Genomic DNA, 15,948 nt, shown 5'->3' with positions numbered 1-15,948 from the left:
CTGCTGGCAGGTTACACTCTACGGCTCATGCCTAGAGTGTGACCCATTTCGAACTGCGGCTTTCTGCGTTTCTTGAGGTTGCCTTTTCTTCTGGTGGCAAGAGCCGTCGCTATGAGCGGAAGCGCTATGGTTGCGTCTGAATAGACGGTCGTCTTCAGCGCCTCGGTTGCAATTTTTCCCCAGGATTGCGCTTCCTCGAACGTGCAACCGCTCAAGCCTCCCCAGTGCGGCGGATCGGTTATGATCTGTACGGCATATTTGTGCCCCGCGGCTTCCTCTCCCAGAATGGAAATCGTGACCTCGGTCTGCTGGATGAAGTTCTTGGGCACTCCTCCTCCGACATACACGACGCCGGTAGACGAGCATGCGGAAAAAGAGGGAGTCGCCAGCCTGGCGGTTTCGAGCACGTCGGCCGCTATGTCGAACATAACCTTATTCTCTCCCCTGCTTCTGCCCACGGCCACCGCGATGCCTATGGAAGAGTCTCCGAGGGCAGGACAGTATACGGGAACTCCGGCCTTGAACGCCGATGTCAGAATGCCCTCGTTATCGGTTTTTTCTGCCAGCTTCTTGCCCAAAAGGTGAAGAAATTCGCGAGTTGTGAGTGGTTCTTCCCGCCGAAGTTCCGCTGTAAAGCGAGTGATGAAATCGTCGGTAAGCCTGAATTCGTTTTCGGAGGCGAAAGTGTCGTATATTCTGTCAATGCTACTTTCTTTCAAAACCAGATCGTCTGCCTGGTGGCTGCCTCGCCAGTGAAAGTAACCAAGAGTCTCGTGGCAATCGTGAAACAGGTTGGCCCCAGTGGAAACCACGCAGTCAACAAATCTGTTTTTCACAAGAAACGAGACGATCTTTCTCATTCCCGCGGGAACCATCGCGCCTGCGAGGCCGAAGAAGATCATTGCCTCATCGTCAAGCATCTTCTCCCATATGTCAACTGCCGTTCCGAGATTTCGTGCCTGAAATGAGACTTCGGAAAGCTGTGTCACAAACCTGTCAACCGTCGCGTCCGCCTCTACGCTGATGGGATCGACGGGCTTCTTGGAAAAACGCTTCATACGGGCTCCCTCGTATCTACCCCTTGGAACGACGAAATATCGCCATCGTCAAGGTTTCCTATTCGTATTCTTCGTAGTCTTCCTCGTCCATGAATTCTTGATTGAATTCCTCCTCAAAATCCTCGTCCACCTCGAGTTCGTCTACCCAATCCTTTTCGTCTGCCATTTCACGAATTACTCGTAGCTTCCGATTCGGACGCTCATCCTCATTATCGTAGTATCTCTTGCGCCGATTCATTGACTCTCGGACCCTCCACGATTCTTATAACTACCCATAAGCGACTTGTCGTTGCCCTGTTTCAGAGAGTTAGATGAGCAAGAAGAATCTGAAGTAGTCAACTGCTGATGGCTCGCCTATCCGGTACGGCACCCCCTTTCTCTGTCGTGAACTCGAACCCCCCTCCCCCGACTTGAACCGAAGCGCGATTAGGCTATGATGGCTCCGTTTGACACGGCGTCATCGGCCTCAAGCGTCATGAGACGCACGCCGACCGCGGCCCGCCCGGTCTCACGCACGTCTGCACTCGCGAACCTGATGACCTTTCCGTGTTTGCTGCAGAGTATGATTTCCGCGGTGCGCAACGTGCCCGCAAATGCCACCTTGCCCGTCTTATCGTTGAGCTTGGCTCCGGTCACGCCGCCAGCTCCGCGGGCCGTTTTCCTGAATTGTTCCTGCGCGGTCAGCTTACCGAAGCCCTGCTCACTGACAACGAGGACGTTCAGGCCCTCCGAGGCCGGACAGACGGCTATGGCAGCGTCCTCTGGAGACAGCCTCACTCCTCTCACACCCTGTGCGGTCGTGCCCATTACTCTGACGGCGTTTTCGTCAAAGCGAACCGCCTTGCCCGAGGAAGTAATGATCATCGTTTCGCCGGGGTTGGCCGAGACGTAGCCCGCGCGTATGCTGTCTCCTTCGGCCAGAGACATGGCGACAGTCCCGCCCACCCTGGATTTCTTGAAGTTTGATAGAGCCGTCCTCTTTATCATGCCCTTCTTGGACAAAAGCACCAGCGGCTGTTCCTCGAAGGGGCCACCGTGGGCAAGCATGAAAGTGACATGCTCTTCGGGCGTCAGTCCGAGGAGACTTGCCGCCTTCGTCCCTTGCGCATAACGTGACATCACAGGAATCTGATCGGACTCGACGAAGTAACATCTGCCGAGGTTTGTGAAGAACAACACTCTGTCCCGAGGGTGTGCGGGAGTAATGCTGAATATGGCATCCTCTTCCTTGGGTTTGCCACCGACAATTCCCTTTCCTCCCCTTCTTTGGGTCTCAAACTCATCGAGCCCCACTCTCTTGAGAAAACCACCGACGGTGAGAACTGCAAGTGCGTTGTCCACATTGGCTGTCTCTTCCAACGGCATCTCCTGTCTCCTTTCCCTGTCTGACCTCTCTTGGGTCTCGCTCTGGACTTACCCGGTAACGGCCGGTCCGGCCGTCCTCCTCAAAAAACCGACTTCTCTTGCCTGGTGTCCAAGTCATACACCATCAGGGCTCCCCCGGTTGACTCGCAGATGAGTTCCTCCATCTTGTCACCGTCTACGTCACGCAAAGCAAGCCTCGTCCCGAAGAAATCCGTCTGCCACTCGATGTTGAGGGTCCTGGCATTGAGGACGAATCCAGAATTGAGCACTATCTCTTTTTCGCCGTCGTTGTCAACGTCTCCGACGACCATGTATTCTGTCGCGTCAAACGCGTCCGCGCTCTGGTATTCCCTCAGGAACTTCTCTCCGTCCATCACCAAGAGTTTTGAATCCGCAAGAAGTATCAGTTCCTTGGCGGGATCTCGATCCAACTGCTCGATGACAAGCGTGCTCACGCTCTCAAAATCATTGCCGGTGTTTTCCCAGACCATCTGGTGAGTGTTGGTGTCAAAAACGAACATTCTACCGGCGGTGGTGATCACCACAAGGTCGACGAAACCGTCAGCATCAATGTCGTCGGCCAGAACCTCCTTCACCGGCGCGCCGAGGGAGAACGTGCTCCACGAGGGAACGAAACCCGGCCCCTTCTTCTTCAACACATGCACGTATCCCCTCACGTCACCAAATGCGATGTAACCGTGCGGAATCGAGTCGGCGGTGAAGGCGGCCATCGCTCTGAATCGGGCCGCGAACGGCTCTATGCTGAAAATAGAATCTGGGGGAGGCGTTCGCGGAGGGCTCGCGTCAGGCCGCGCCGGGTAAGAAAGAAAGACCGCGAGAAGAAGGAGCGAGGCAAAAGAACAGCGAAAAAGCCGAGTAAGGGAAGAGCAGACGCGAAAAGTTGATTCCATTTGAACCCCCAGTGCCGCGACGAGTTCGGAAGATGTGCTCTTGCCTGAAAGAATCCCGAGCTTATGAAGAATCATCTGTGCCATGGCGTTAGCTAACCCAAAAGTCAGGTTAGACTAGGCCTTATGTACGGTCAACAAAAAAGAATCTGCTGTCTCGGAGTGTGCGCCGACGAACACGAGCCTGACTGTCTCGCCGATCGAAGGCAGGCAGACGCCCGACGACAGGCCAAATTTCGTTGACAGTCCCAAACGTGATTGATAGACTCTAGGCTCAATTTTGGTAACTGATTCCAGGGGCGGTGCTCCCCTCATGTAGCACGGTGCTGGTGCCGCAGCAGACGCTCCGTGCCGCCCGGTCCAATTCCCAGTCCAGCAAGAAGCCTCAAGATGTATGACGTGGCCCCAGGGAATTCTGGGACGAGGCAGCGAGGCTGAGATGTATGGGGAAAGCCCTGAAGCACAAGAGGGAAGAACGTCGGGAAATCATGACAATCGAGGATAAGCAGAAACAGCCACCTTCGGGCGCAAGAATGAACGCTGGATCGGAAAAGGTCTGCGTAGGGATCGACGCAGGCTCCGTGAGCGTAAACATTGCAGTGGTGCGGCCTGACAAGCAGGTTGTGGAAGACAGCTACGTTCGTCACAAAGGCCATCCCGTGGCCGCCACACTCGATGCTCTCAAGGATCTTCTCAAGAAATACCCTCCTTCGCGGATAAAACTGGTGGCAGTGACGGGAGCCGCCGGCCAACTCTTCTCGGATCTCTTGAACGCTCATTTTGTAAATGAGGTCGTCGCCCAGACGGCGGCCGTGGTGCACTTGCATCCCGAAGTGCGTACGGTCATCGAGATTGGCGGCGAAGATTCAAAGCTCATCTTCCTGAAGGAGGATCCTCGGAGCCGCAGGACCGAGATGGTTGATTTTGCAATGAACACGATATGCGCCGCGGGCACGGGGTCGTTTCTTGATCAGCAGGCGCACAGGCTGGACCTCTCGATAGAGGAGTTCAGCAAGCTTGCCCTCGAATCAAAGACTCCCCCAAGAATAGCAGGCAGGTGCAGTGTCTTCGCAAAGAGTGACATGATACACCTTCAGCAGAAGGGCACTCCTCCCAAGGATATAGTGGCAGGCCTTTGCATCGCCATGGCCAGAAACTTCAAGAGCACGGTCGGTGCCGCCAGGACTTTCGTGAGGCCCATTTCCTTCCAGGGAGGTGTGGCCGCCAATCAGGGAATGATACGCGCATTCACACAGGTGCTTGAACTTGAACAAGGCGCCCTCATCATCCCCAAGTATTTCGCTTCCATGGGAGCAATTGGCGCGGTCTACAACGCGCTGGAACAGAACGTCGAGACTGTCTTTCCTGGACTTCAGAAGATCGAGGAGTTTCTCGCCAAGCAGGCCGCGGGAGACAAGGACAAGTTTCTGGATAGTCTCTCCACGGCGGAGGGTGGAAGGACGCTTCCATTCGGGAAAAAGGGCGAACCAAAACGCGATACCGACGGCAAGGTTCCTGCCTACCTCGGCGTCGACGTAGGTTCGATCAGCACGAACGTCGTGGTCATGGACAGTGAGAAGAGAGTGTTGGCGAAGTGCTATCTCATGACTGCTTCCCGTCCGATAGAGGCGGTACAGAAGGGGCTCAAGATCGTAGGCGACAAGGTAGGCCACGTAGTCGAGATTCGCGGAGCCTGCACGACCGGCTCGGGCCGCTACCTCACGGGTGACTTCATCGGCGCCGACCTGGTCAAGAATGAGATCACGGCCCAGGCTCGCGCCGCAGCCGAGATAGATTCTACGGTGGATACGATTTTTGAGATCGGCGGACAGGACTCCAAGTACATAAGTCTCGAGAACGGCGCCATAGTTGATTTCGAGATGAACAAGGTCTGCGCCGCGGGCACCGGCAGCTTCCTCGAAGAACAGGCCGAGAGACTCGGCATAAACATCATCGACGAGTTCAGCAAGATGGCCCTGGAGGCCGAGAACCCGGTATCGCTTGGGGACCGGTGCACCGTTTTCATGGAGACGGAGCTCGTACGCCACCAGCAAGGCGGCAGTGACACGAACAGCCTCGTCGCGGGTTTGAGCTACTCCATAGTCCTCAATTATCTCAACAAGGTTGTTGCCGGGAAAAAGGTTGGCAACAGGATTTTCTTCCAGGGCGGAGTCGCGGCCAACAGGGGCGTGGTCGCAGCCTTCGAGAAGATCACAGGAAAGCCTATCACGGTGCCGGAACACCACGAAGTGACCGGCGCCATCGGATGCGCAATCCTCGCCATGGAGAACGACGCCGGCAAGGGGAGCAGGTTCAAAGGATTCGATCTCAGTGACAGACCCTACGAGGTCACGTCTTTTGAATGTACGGACTGTGCCAACAGATGCGAGATCAATTGCGTGAAGGTTGAGGGTGAGAAGCCACTCTACTACGGCAGCAGGTGCGAAAAATACGACGTCGATCGCGGGGCATCGAAGGGCGAGGACCTACCCGATCTTTTCAAGGAAAGAGAAAGACTGTTGCTGGAAACGTACAAGGACTCCGGCGAAAAATCAAACGACGCGCCCAAGATCGGAATGCCAAGAAGCCTCATCTTTCACGACCTCTTTCCACTCTGGAAGGCCTTCTTCTCGGAGCTGGGATGCAAGGTAATACTCTCGGGGACAACCACAAAGAGCGCCATCCATCGTGGCTGCGAGGGTTCGGTCGTGGAGACGTGCTTCCCCATGAAAGTCGCTCTCGGTCACATAATGACGTTGGTCGACAGCAAGGTTGATTACATCTTCCTTCCCAGCGTCATAAATCTTCCCAGCAACGACGACAAGTTCACGGACAGCTTTGTGTGCCCATACATCCAGAGTCTCACTTACACGGTGCGGGGCGCCATAGATTTCGACTCGAAGGATTCGAAGCTTCTCACTCCTCACGTCTGGCTTGGCATGGGGCCGGAGCATCTGGCCGACGCGATGATGGACGTAGGAAAGCGACTGGGTGCCGATCACCGGAGTGTAAAGAAGGCCGCTCTAAAGGCATGGGGAGCCTACGAGGAGTTCCAGGAAAGATGCAGAGAGCGTGGCAGGGAGATTCTCTCGTCTTTGAGAGAGGGCCAGAAGGCCTTTGTCGTGGTCAGCCGTTCGTACAACGGATGCGACCCCGGTGCCAATCTCGAGATCCCGCGTAAGCTGCGCGGCATGGGAGTCCTCCCCATTCCCATGGACTTTCTTCCTCTGGACAGCGTAAAAATCAGCGACCAGTGGCCCAACATGTATTGGAGATACGGCCAGAAGATATTGTCCGCCGCCGAGATTATCGCCAACGATCCGAGACTCACCGCGCTCTACATCACCAACTTCGGATGTGGACCGGATTCTTTCGTCTCGCGCTTCTTCAGACAGAGAATGGGTGACAAGCCATTCTTGCAGATAGAAGTAGACGAGCACAGTGCGGACGCGGGAATTATCACAAGATGCGAGGCCTTTCTGGACAGCCTCGAGGGAGCCTCCGACAGAAGGACGGCGCCTCCGTGGAAGTTTGAGACCGTGAACATCTCCAAGGGAAATCAGCGCATCGTGCTGATACCGCGAATGGCCGACCATGCCCACGGAATCGCGGCTGCCTTCCAGGCCTGCGGTATGCCCGCAGAGGTGCTCCCCGAGCCGGACGACGAGACGCTCCACTGGGGAAGAAAATACACGACCGGCAAAGAGTGTTTTCCCTGTATCGTCACGACCGGCGACATGGTGAAGATGGCCATGCGGCCGGACTTCGACAGAAACAAGTACGCCTTCTTCATGGGAGGCTCCGGCGGTCCCTGCCGCTTCGGCCAATACAATGCTTTGCAGAGAATAGTGTTGGACGAAATCGGTTTTGAAGACGTACCCATCTACGCCCCCAACCAAGCCTCCAGCTTTTACGATGATCTCGGACTCGTCGGAAGGCGTTTCCTGGAATTGGGCTGGCTTGGAATCGTCAGCATAGACGTGCTCTACAAGTGGCTTCTTGAGACCAGACCTTATGCCAAGGACAAGAAACTGATCGAGAGGGTCTATTGGCAGCAGGTCGAAGACGTATGCGACGTGATCAGAAAGAACGGGAGTCGCAAAGACATACTGGGCGCGATTGGAAGAAGCAGAGTCGCTTTTGAGAAAATAAAGGTTGACCGTTCAGAACCGAGGCCCCTCATAGGTCTTGTGGGCGAGATATACGTGCGTTCGAACGACTTCAGCAATAACAATCTTGTCGAGCAAATCGAAGGGCTCGGGGGACAGGTGCTGATGGCCCCGGTCTACGAATGGTTCCTGTACCGCAACGTCCGGCGCCACATGCGAAGCCGTCTCGACGGTGACTACAAGCTCCTCGTGAAGAATCTCCTCAAGGACTACGTCATGAGGCGCGACGAGCATTCGTTGTCCCATCCGTTCAAGGGTCTCATCGAAACCTGGAGCGAACCTTCGTCGAAGCAAGTGTTGGACATGGCGGCTCCTTACCTCCATCCCAGTTTTGAGGGAGAGGCCATACTCACTGTCGGCAAGTCGATCGATTTCATCAAGAAGGGACTCGCGGGCGTGGTGAGCGCAATGCCCTTCACGTGTATGCCTGGAACCATCTCTCATGCTATACTCAAGTTCGTCCAGAAGAACGAGGGTGGCTTCCCGTTCCTCAACATGGTGTATGACGGCACGGAGCAGGCGAACACGTTGACCAGGCTTCAGGCCTTCATGTACCAGGCAAAAGAGTACGCGAAGAGGAAGCGAGACACCTCGCAGTAGTCGCCGAATCTCCAGAGAAACACAAAGCTAATGGAAACCGAGGCGCCGCACGAGCGAGGGTCTCTCGTAGGCCGGGCCTCGTACTTACCGGAGTACTATTCTCATTCTTCAAGGCATTCGCCGGCAATTTGACCCATCCTAAGAACTATGAACGTGTTTCTGGGCATAGACGTTGGCTCCGTGAGCACAAATCTCGCCGTTCTGGACGAGAACCTGAAAGTTCTCTACGACGCCTATTTGAGGACGTCCGGTCGCCCGATCGATGCAGTGCAGAGGGCGATTTCGCTCGCAGCCGAGGCCTTGCCCTGCAAGTCCCACGTGCTTGCCGCGGGCGCGACCGGAAGCGCAAGACGGCTCACTGGCGAACTTGTAGGCGCCGACATAGTCAAGAACGAGATAACTGCGCACTCTATCGCCGCAATTCACCTGGAGCCCGACGTCCAGACCGTGATGGAGATAGGCGGCCAGGATTCGAAGATAGTCATTATTCGTAACCAGGTCGCCGTCGACTTCGCGATGAACACGATATGTGCCGCCGGCACAGGCTCCTTCCTCGATCAACAGGCAAACAGACTCACGGTGCCCATCGAGGCCTTTGGACGGCTCGCCCTTTCCTCCAAGAATCCCGTGAGAATCGCCGGGCGCTGCACGGTGTTCGCCGAGAGCGACATGATTCACAAGCAACAGGTAGGACACAAGGTCGAGGACATTGTTGCGGGGCTCTGTCAGGCCCTCGTGCGCAACTACTTGGCCAACGTCGCCAAAGGAAAGGAAATTCTTCCTCCCGTCGTCTTTCAGGGAGGGGTAGCGGCGAACGAGGGAATCAGAAAAGCGCTCGCCGACGAACTCAAAATGGAGATCGTGGTGCCCGAGAGATTCGGAGTGATGGGAGCGATCGGCGCCGCCCTCTTGGCCCACGAGTGGAAATCCGAAACCGAGGAGACGACGCGTTTCAGGGGTTTTGCCCTGGGGAAAGTGGAGTACAAGACGACCAGCTTCGAGTGCAAGGAATGCCCAAATTTGTGTGAAGTAATAGAGGTCCTGATGAACGATACCAAGATTGCAGGATGGGGAGACAGATGCGGCAGGTATCAGACAGAGCCAAAGGAGCTATCTAAGGAGCCACCCGCGTGTGAGGAGTGCCTGGTCACGGGGCAGGGCGTGGAGATCTCGCCCCGAGCGTAGTTCCTGCCTCGAGCGGGGTGTGAGAATCCGCCTGTCTGCAAGGAATACTTGGCCGCGGCGACAAACGATCATGGCAAGAATCGGGATTCCGCGTGCGCTTCTCTACCACAAGTATCATTTGATGTGGGAGACTTTTTTCAGGGCACTGGGAGAGGAAGTTGTGATCTCCCCTCCAACCAACAAGGGCATCCTACAACTGGGCGTGCAGTATTGCTTGACTGACATATGTCTGCCCGTGAAGCTTGCGTGCGGACACGTGGCCGCCATAGCACCGAAGGTCGACTATCTGTTTCTGCCGAGAGTTCTCAGCGTCGAAAAGAACGCGTACACCTGCCCGAAAATCGTTGCATTTCCCGACATGGTGAGGCTCAACCTGCCGGGCATTCATCGAATACTCGATCCTATCATCGACCTGAGAAAGAAAGTAGTCAGCCATGAGAAACAGTTCCGCGACCTGGCTCGGGAGCTGGGCAAGCTCCAGCTCCTCAAGAAGGCTTGTCGCGAAGCGCTGGGAGCTCAGAAAAACTGGTTCTCTGCCGAACCTGAGGCCGAGAGCGAATCCAGTTTTTTGTTCAGGGAAGTCGGCAGCGCCAACTGGAAGGGTCTGAGGATCGCACTGCTGGGTCACCCTTACAATCTCTTCGACTCCTTCGTGAACTTCAACCTTCGTGAGCGACTTACGTCACTGGGGGTAGACGTCGTCACTGCCAGACATCTCGACCCATCCACAGTCGAGAGAGAGGTCAAATTGTTGGAGTGCCCTCCGTACTGGACGGCGGCCAAAGAGCTTCTGGCCGGCGCAAGATTGTTTTTCAAATCGAAATCCGTGGACGGCGTGATGTATCTTATCGCCTTCGAGTGCGGACCTGACGCCCTGCTCAAAGTGTTGATAGATTCGGAAGCAAGAAAGCATCCCGACGTTGCATACATGTCTCTCGTGCTTGACGAGCACACCGGTGAGGCCGGCGTGGAGACAAGGTTGGAGGCGTATCTCGACGCCATCGCGAGAAGAAAACGGAAGCACGCGACAGAGCCGCTGGGGAGTCCGGCGTGACGGCGGGGGAACCGGCTCGGGCGCGGCGCCGGCCGACGCGGCTGAGGTACACGAGATGATAGTAACATTCCCGCACATGGGGCCGCTCACTGTGGCAATGAAGTCGGTCTTCAAACGCCTGGGGCAAGAGATCGTCGTCCCCCCTCCAACGAGTCACAAAACCATCACGCTCGGCGCCAGGTACGCCCCCGAGCTCGTGTGTCTCCCCTTCAAGGTCACGCTCGGAAACATGATAGAAGGCCTGCGGATGGGAGCCGACACCGTCGCGATGGCCACGAGTCACGGCAATTGCAGGCTCGGTTTCTATTGGCCCGCGCAGGAGATAATCCTGAGAGACCTCGGCTTCCAATGCAAGATGATACCCGTCAACTACGACAGGCCTCTCGAATTCCTGGGCCACTTCCGTCAGTTCGGTAACAAAACCGGATGGAGAGACGTGGTGCAGGCTTTCCTCTTTGGAATCAGAAAGCTTCTCGCCCTCGAAGAACTTGAGGTTCTTTCAATGACGACTCGACCCAGGGAGAAGCTGCGAGGTCAAACCGCAAGACTCTTCAAGACGTGGCATGCCACGCTTGACTCCGCAACCGACAACAAAAGCGTGAGAAAAACGATGGAACAGGCGAGAGCCGCTTTCTCCAGCGCCAGGGCCGTCGAGAAGGAACCGTCGGCCCGGATACGAATCGTCGGTGAGGCATACATGATGGCCGAGCCCAACGTCAACTTTCACGTGCAGGACAAGTTGGGAGAGATGGGCGTGGAAGTGGAAAGATCATACTGGCTCGGGAAGAAAGTTGTGAGGGTATTGAGGTTGGACAGAAAGGGCAGACGGGAGCACGAATTCGCCATGCGCGAAGCTTCGTTGTACATGCGTTATCCTGACCTGTGCACAGGATGCCAGAGCATAGGTGAGACCATTCAGGCCGTTCACCGGGACTTCGACGGCGTTATTCTCATAATGCCCTTCACTTGTATGCCCGAGGTACTTGCGCAGAGTGTCATGCACAAAGTGTCGGAAGACTACGGCATACCCGTGCTACCTCTTCCGATAGACGAGCATTCTGACGAAGGCGGAGTGAGCACGAGGCTCGAGGCCTTCGTGGATCTCATAGTGAGAAGAAAACGTCTCGGATTCAGAAAACCTGAGTCAAGCTTGGCGAACGCGTAAGTCCGGTGGAGAGTGCAAGCTCGTCGTGGCAGACTCAGTCGGGGGTGAACAGGACAATGGCTAAGCCGGCCGAGAGAAACAAGAAAAGTCGGAGAGAAGGAAAGAGAGCGTACAAGATAGCATCGCTCATGCTAAAAGAGTACCCAGAGGCCAAGACGGCTTTGAAACACAGGTCGGCTCTCCAGCTTCTCGTCGCAACGATTCTGTCGGCTCAGTCGACGGACGTGCGCGTGAACATCGTTACGAAGGGGCTTTTCAGCAAGTACAAGACCGCGGCCGAGTTCGCTAAGGCAAACCATAGTGAACTGGAACAGGAAATCCGGTCGACAGGCTTCTTCAGACAAAAGGCCAGGAGCATAATCGAGTGTTGCAGAGACATCGTGGAGAAACATGGCGGTCGAGTCCCCGACACGATGGAAGGACTTATCGCACTCCGAGGAGTCGGAAGGAAAACCGCCAACGTTGTCCTCGGAAATTTCTTCGGCAAACCTGTAGTCGTCGTAGACAGGCACGTGAAACGGCTTTCGGAACGACTGGGACTCACGAGCAATGCGAATCCCGACCTCATCGAACAGGATCTCATGAGACTCCTGCCCGAGGAGCTTTGGAGGCCTTTCTCCGACGCCTTGATTCTGCACGGAAGGGCCGTGTGCGAGGCCAGGAAGCCCAGATGCTGCAAATGCGTTGTGGCAAGTCTGTGTCCCTCCGTAAACTGTTGAGGCAGCTTCCCAAAGGATTGTGCTTTGAGGCGAATTGGGCAAGGTGGCGTGTCGGGAAATGCTCGGAGGGCCTGCTCGAGAAGGATCGGGCCGATTTGGGGCAACTCGTGAGGCGTAGCGCTAACCCACCTGGGCTGATTGCCCAGGTCTACATTTTTTTCGTAGTAACAACTAGGTGGTCTCTCTCGATTTCTGTAAGAGCAACAAGGACTTCCCTCACTCGCTTCTCGCCGGCCTGCTTGGCAGATTCTTCATAAAAAGCCACACAAATTTGTTCTTTGCGCCGCGCTTCTGCCAGGTTTTGGGTGTCCGTCGGGTGGCAGCGCCCTTCGTGCTCGTAAGGGTAGGACCTGGGAAGCCCCAGCATCTTGCGCATTGTGGAAGCATGCTCCGCCTCTATCTTCGCCAGTGCCGAGAACATGGCCTTTACTTCTTCTTCAACGGCCACCCTTGCGGCGCAACGATAGAAACCTGAGACCTCTATCTCTAACTCCAAAGCTTTCTTGAGGTTTTTCTCCGAGACGTCGGTGAGCGTGGAGATCATGTCCTCTTTCCAGTTCTTGGCCAGAATGATGTACTTGTCGGGTGCGCCGCAACACGGGCAATTCAACGGCTTTCCCCCGCCTACGTAAGCCTCCCCACAGACACGACATCTATAAATCTTCATGGACATCCTCCTTCAGAGCCAGCTTGCGAAGAGTAACGTCGTGAGATGAGGATAGCTCCGAAAGCGACTCGTGTCAAACAGGATTTGTGGGTCACGCCCGTAACTGCATTGTTTTTGGCTGGTTGCGGCGACTCAGCTTTCGCGTGCCGCCGACTTCGCGAGGGTGCGCCGACCTGGCGAGGAGTGTTTGGCTTGACGGAGCATCATGTCGCAGTATGAATGCTTGACCAGATCGTCGGAGCGAATCCCCAGCAGGCCCATGAACTCTTCGCATTGCCTGCGAAGGACCTCCTGTCCGATGATCCCGCTTGAGTCTGTTGCCTCGATCTCGACGAAAGTGCCAAGTCGTTCTACCGCGTCCACGTGGAACTTGACGTTGTCGATGAAGTATATCTCTCTCGTTTTCTCCACGGCGACAAGAACGCCCAGAGCGTTCGTCAGAGTCTCCTTCAACGCCGAATTCGCAACGGGACCGTACAGAGTCACGATTGACTTCTTTGGGCCGGCCTGATTCTTGCGACTGTAGTGGATGAGGCAACGTTCAATGTTGCCTTCGCGGAGTTTCAACCTGCCGTTGGAGACATTGAAATACGTATCGACTTGACGATCTACACCCTTGAAGGTCGCCTGACGCTCTTTCAAAACCCGTCTAACGGCATCTAAAGAACTACACCGGGCCTTGATTTCAATGTTGATGAAGCTCACTCACGCCTCCATGAAACTCGCCCTTCTCGCTTGTCCGGCTCCTCTGAACGTTCTCATCTCTCCGTCGTCTCTGGCTTCTCTGGCAAATTGATCTTGATTTCCATGACGTCGTTCTTGAGTTCCACGGTCCCGAACTTGTCTCTGTAGTCTCTGAACGTGAATCCGTTCTCCAGCCTGCTCACTACTTCCAAGTAGGGATCCAGGTTGTTCGAGAGATTCTCAAACGCCGACAGTGCAGCCTTCGGCTCCGGATACAGGATGAGGAGTCTCGTGTAGACGCCGCCTTCGGGTCCCGCGTAGTCTCCGGTCACGCCGAAAACGTTCCCGCGTAACTGAAGAACGTCGCCACTGCCAAAGGTGAAGATCGATTGCAGCGCGTAGGGGCCGCGGAAAATCAAACCGGAGCCGGAAATGAAGTCCTTCTCCGGCAGGCGACTCAGCAACGTCACCGGAGGGCCCTTTGGAATGCTTGCGAGTGTTCGCTGCGTCAGCTTCAGCATGACCGGCATCAGTTTCCCGTCGCCGCCAAAATTGTTTACCTGGATGAAACAGTCTCCCTTGACTATGCTGAACTGATAGCGATCACCGGAGTTTCTTTCCTTTATGCCCCCGACGGGCGTTTCCTTGCCGCACTTGGTCAGGTATATTCCCAGCGCCGCTTCGGCGCTCTCCATTTGGTAGATTTCCAGCGCAATCTCGTCATCTCCCTTCGCGTTGCTTTCTTTGTAGCGCTGGACGAGTAACACGTCGAACCCAAACTCCAGGAACAGCTCAGCACCGCCGTCAATGTAGTCGAAAAGATTGCTCCTTTCGAAGCGCAGCGTCCGTTCGGATCTCACCCAGCCTGCCACATAGTTGTCTCGCGGGAAGGCGGGACCGGCTTTCGCCCCGGAGACCACATCGGCAGACGAAAGAAGAAAGACAAACAAAACTGCGACGGAATTCAAGAGCGGCGGTCTTCTCATCGTAATCCTAAGGCTGCTTACAAAACTACAACTAGCATCGTGTGCTCCCGGCACGCACCCATTCACCGCCGTCCCACCCGCCCTCAAATCCGAACGTGCTCAATCTTCTCCGGATCGGCAATGCCGAGCCCGAGGCGCTCTGCGTAACGGAAATAGTCCGTAAAGATCGGGTGCTCGTTCACTTTGACCTGCATGCTCTTCCGTTTTTCGACCATGAGACGATGACAGGTCATGTCGAGTGCAAACGGATCGGTCGCAAAGAAGAGCGTGCTCATCGGATATGCAAATTCTGCGACAGGCATGGGACCGCCGTCATACTGTGCCCTGAGGCCGTCGGTGATATTGAGCACAAGCTTCGTTCTTATTACGGGAAACGCCAGGACCTCCGTGCACACGTCGAAGAAGAGCGGATTGTGCAGTCGATTGGTGTTGCAGATCGAGCCGTACCCGAGGTTCTTCGTCGCCATTGAGATCCCGTTGCCGCTGTTCTTGAACACGGGGATATTTACAATCTTCGTCAGTCTCTGTGTGAGAAGCTTGCCGAAGTAAGAGTACTTTCCGTTGAACACGTGCTGGTTGAGATAAGCCTTGTCCTTTGGACCCTCGACGTCGGCCCAGTAGTACACATCCATGTCGAAATTCCCTGCACTAACGTGATTACCATTCTTGTCCAGCCAGCTGCTGGCGCCTTCATTCTTGCCTTCGCTCGTTGATTCGCCCTGAGTCCGGCCTTGCCCTTCACCTTCTGCCTTGCTTCCACCTTCACTCTGACCGCTCTCTTCTTCAGTCTCTCCCATCGTCTGAAGCCCGACGATCCCGACTCCGGGATATCGTTCCGAAGTGAAACCGGCTTCCTTCAGCATGAAATCGTAGCGATCCCAGATCACAATATTATCCGGCTTGATGCCGTTCTTGGTCAGCCATTCAATGGTGGCGTCCACGACTTCGAGCCGCGTATTGATGAGACCCGCGCCGACCGGGTTCACCTTTATTCCGACAACGTCTCCCTTTTCAAAGAACATCCCGAAACTCTTCTTGAGGTTCTTGCCGGTCAACTGCCGCACACCCTTCTCGAACATCGTGCGCACAACTTCCGGAACCGGCCTGTCATTCGCCATCGCCTTCTGGTCACAAACTTCTACGACCCTCCCGGGAAAGGGACCCGGCAAAGAACGCCCGGTCGTGAAAGTCTTCAGAGCGTCGTCAATGTTCGTCTTGATTTTCGCGGGCGGAGCGACCTTCTGATTCTCCTGCGCCCACGCCGACGTGTTGCCCAACAGAAGCCCGATGCCAAACGCGCCTCCGATCCTGAGGAAGTCGCGCCTGTTCAAGTCGAAACTGCTCTTCATTGAGTCATAGCTCTGGCTCTTCACACCCCTCTCCTTCTT

Annotated in this window: 13 protein-coding genes; 5 read left to right on the top strand and 8 right to left on the bottom strand. The window is 55.5% G+C overall.

Annotation, left to right across the window (positions count from 1 at the left end; translation table 11 throughout):
* Window positions 1–11: 11 nt before the first annotated feature.
* The 4 genes from NTX17_02245 to NTX17_02230 form a co-directional block, all read right to left on the bottom strand.
* Window positions 12–1,058 (bottom strand): deoxyhypusine synthase family protein, encoded by a 1,047-nt coding sequence (locus NTX17_02245; GenBank protein MCX5800198.1) that lies wholly within the window; start codon window positions 1,056–1,058, stop codon window positions 12–14.
* Window positions 1,059–1,116: 58 nt separating this feature from the next.
* Window positions 1,117–1,296 (bottom strand): hypothetical protein, encoded by a 180-nt coding sequence (locus NTX17_02240; protein MCX5800197.1) that lies wholly within the window; start codon window positions 1,294–1,296, stop codon window positions 1,117–1,119.
* Between the two features lie 188 nt (window positions 1,297–1,484).
* Complete coding sequence (locus NTX17_02235) at window positions 1,485–2,417, bottom strand: hypothetical protein (protein ID MCX5800196.1); 933 nt, start codon at window positions 2,415–2,417, stop codon at window positions 1,485–1,487.
* An 86-nt stretch (window positions 2,418–2,503) separates the two neighbouring features.
* Window positions 2,504–3,334, bottom strand: coding sequence for a hypothetical protein (locus NTX17_02230; protein ID MCX5800195.1), 831 nt, complete (start codon window positions 3,332–3,334; stop codon window positions 2,504–2,506).
* A gap of 440 nt (window positions 3,335–3,774) precedes the next feature.
* Between NTX17_02230 and NTX17_02225 the strand changes: the two genes are divergently transcribed.
* The 5 genes from NTX17_02225 to nth all read left to right on the top strand — a co-directional run bounded on the left by NTX17_02225 (window position 3,775) and on the right by nth (window position 12,223).
* On the top strand, window positions 3,775–8,100 hold the full coding sequence (locus tag NTX17_02225; protein ID MCX5800194.1) for an acyl-CoA dehydratase activase: 4,326 nt from the start codon (window positions 3,775–3,777) through the stop codon (window positions 8,098–8,100).
* 147 nt (window positions 8,101–8,247) lie between these two features.
* A complete protein-coding gene (locus NTX17_02220) occupies window positions 8,248–9,285 on the top strand; it encodes an acyl-CoA dehydratase activase (GenBank protein MCX5800193.1) in 1,038 nt (345 codons plus the stop codon).
* Window positions 9,286–9,355: 70 nt separating this feature from the next.
* The gene (locus tag NTX17_02215; GenBank protein MCX5800192.1) at window positions 9,356–10,339 is read left to right on the top strand and encodes an acyl-CoA dehydratase activase-related protein; all 984 of its coding nucleotides are present in this window, start codon (window positions 9,356–9,358) and stop codon (window positions 10,337–10,339) included.
* A gap of 55 nt (window positions 10,340–10,394) precedes the next feature.
* Window positions 10,395–11,504 carry a hypothetical protein gene (locus NTX17_02210; protein ID MCX5800191.1) on the top strand — a complete coding sequence of 370 codons (1,110 nt, stop codon included), beginning with the start codon at window positions 10,395–10,397 and terminating at the stop codon, window positions 11,502–11,504.
* Window positions 11,505–11,560: 56 nt separating this feature from the next.
* Window positions 11,561–12,223 (top strand): endonuclease III, encoded by a 663-nt coding sequence (nth, locus tag NTX17_02205; protein MCX5800190.1) that lies wholly within the window; start codon window positions 11,561–11,563, stop codon window positions 12,221–12,223.
* 148 nt (window positions 12,224–12,371) lie between these two features.
* Here the strand turns inward: nth and NTX17_02200 are convergent, their stop codons facing one another.
* From NTX17_02200 to NTX17_02185, 4 genes are all read right to left on the bottom strand, one after another.
* Window positions 12,372–12,890 (bottom strand): ferritin, encoded by a 519-nt coding sequence (locus NTX17_02200; protein ID MCX5800189.1) that lies wholly within the window; start codon window positions 12,888–12,890, stop codon window positions 12,372–12,374.
* Between the two features lie 132 nt (window positions 12,891–13,022).
* Window positions 13,023–13,595, bottom strand: a complete 573-nt coding sequence (locus NTX17_02195; GenBank protein MCX5800188.1) for a class IV adenylate cyclase — start codon at window positions 13,593–13,595, stop codon at window positions 13,023–13,025.
* Between the two features lie 53 nt (window positions 13,596–13,648).
* Window positions 13,649–14,560: a hypothetical protein gene (locus NTX17_02190; GenBank protein ID MCX5800187.1), complete on the bottom strand. Its 912-nt coding sequence runs from the start codon at window positions 14,558–14,560 to the stop codon at window positions 13,649–13,651.
* Window positions 14,561–14,643: 83 nt separating this feature from the next.
* Window positions 14,644–15,933, bottom strand: a complete 1,290-nt coding sequence (locus tag NTX17_02185) for a DUF362 domain-containing protein (GenBank protein ID MCX5800186.1) — start codon at window positions 15,931–15,933, stop codon at window positions 14,644–14,646.
* Window positions 15,934–15,948 lie beyond the last annotated feature (15 nt).

It is taken from the genome of Candidatus Eisenbacteria bacterium, assembly GCA_026388185.1.
Taxonomy (GTDB): Bacteria; Eisenbacteria; RBG-16-71-46; order JAFGJU01; family JAFGJU01; genus JAPLKG01.
Note: the sequence above shows the minus strand (reverse complement) of the source record. Positions and strands in the feature narration are given on the sequence as shown.

Excerpts from the sequence above, each read along its gene's own strand:
- NTX17_02245 (MCX5800198.1), bottom strand. The coding sequence starts at position 1,058 with ATGAAGCGTTTTTCCAAGAAGCCCGTCGATCCCATCAGCGTAGAGGCG.
- NTX17_02240 (MCX5800197.1), bottom strand. The coding sequence starts at position 1,296 with ATGAATCGGCGCAAGAGATACTACGATAATGAGGATGAGCGTCCGAAT.
- NTX17_02230 (MCX5800195.1), bottom strand. The coding sequence starts at position 3,334 with ATGGAATCAACTTTTCGCGTCTGCTCTTCCCTTACTCGGCTTTTTCGC.
- NTX17_02225 (MCX5800194.1), top strand. The coding sequence starts at position 3,775 with ATGGGGAAAGCCCTGAAGCACAAGAGGGAAGAACGTCGGGAAATCATG.
- NTX17_02220 (MCX5800193.1), top strand. The coding sequence starts at position 8,248 with ATGAACGTGTTTCTGGGCATAGACGTTGGCTCCGTGAGCACAAATCTC.
- NTX17_02215 (MCX5800192.1), top strand. The coding sequence starts at position 9,356 with ATGGCAAGAATCGGGATTCCGCGTGCGCTTCTCTACCACAAGTATCAT.
- NTX17_02210 (MCX5800191.1), top strand. The coding sequence starts at position 10,395 with ATGATAGTAACATTCCCGCACATGGGGCCGCTCACTGTGGCAATGAAG.
- nth (MCX5800190.1), top strand. The coding sequence starts at position 11,561 with ATGGCTAAGCCGGCCGAGAGAAACAAGAAAAGTCGGAGAGAAGGAAAG.
- NTX17_02200 (MCX5800189.1), bottom strand. The coding sequence starts at position 12,890 with ATGAAGATTTATAGATGTCGTGTCTGTGGGGAGGCTTACGTAGGCGGG.
- NTX17_02190 (MCX5800187.1), bottom strand. The coding sequence starts at position 14,560 with ATGAGAAGACCGCCGCTCTTGAATTCCGTCGCAGTTTTGTTTGTCTTT.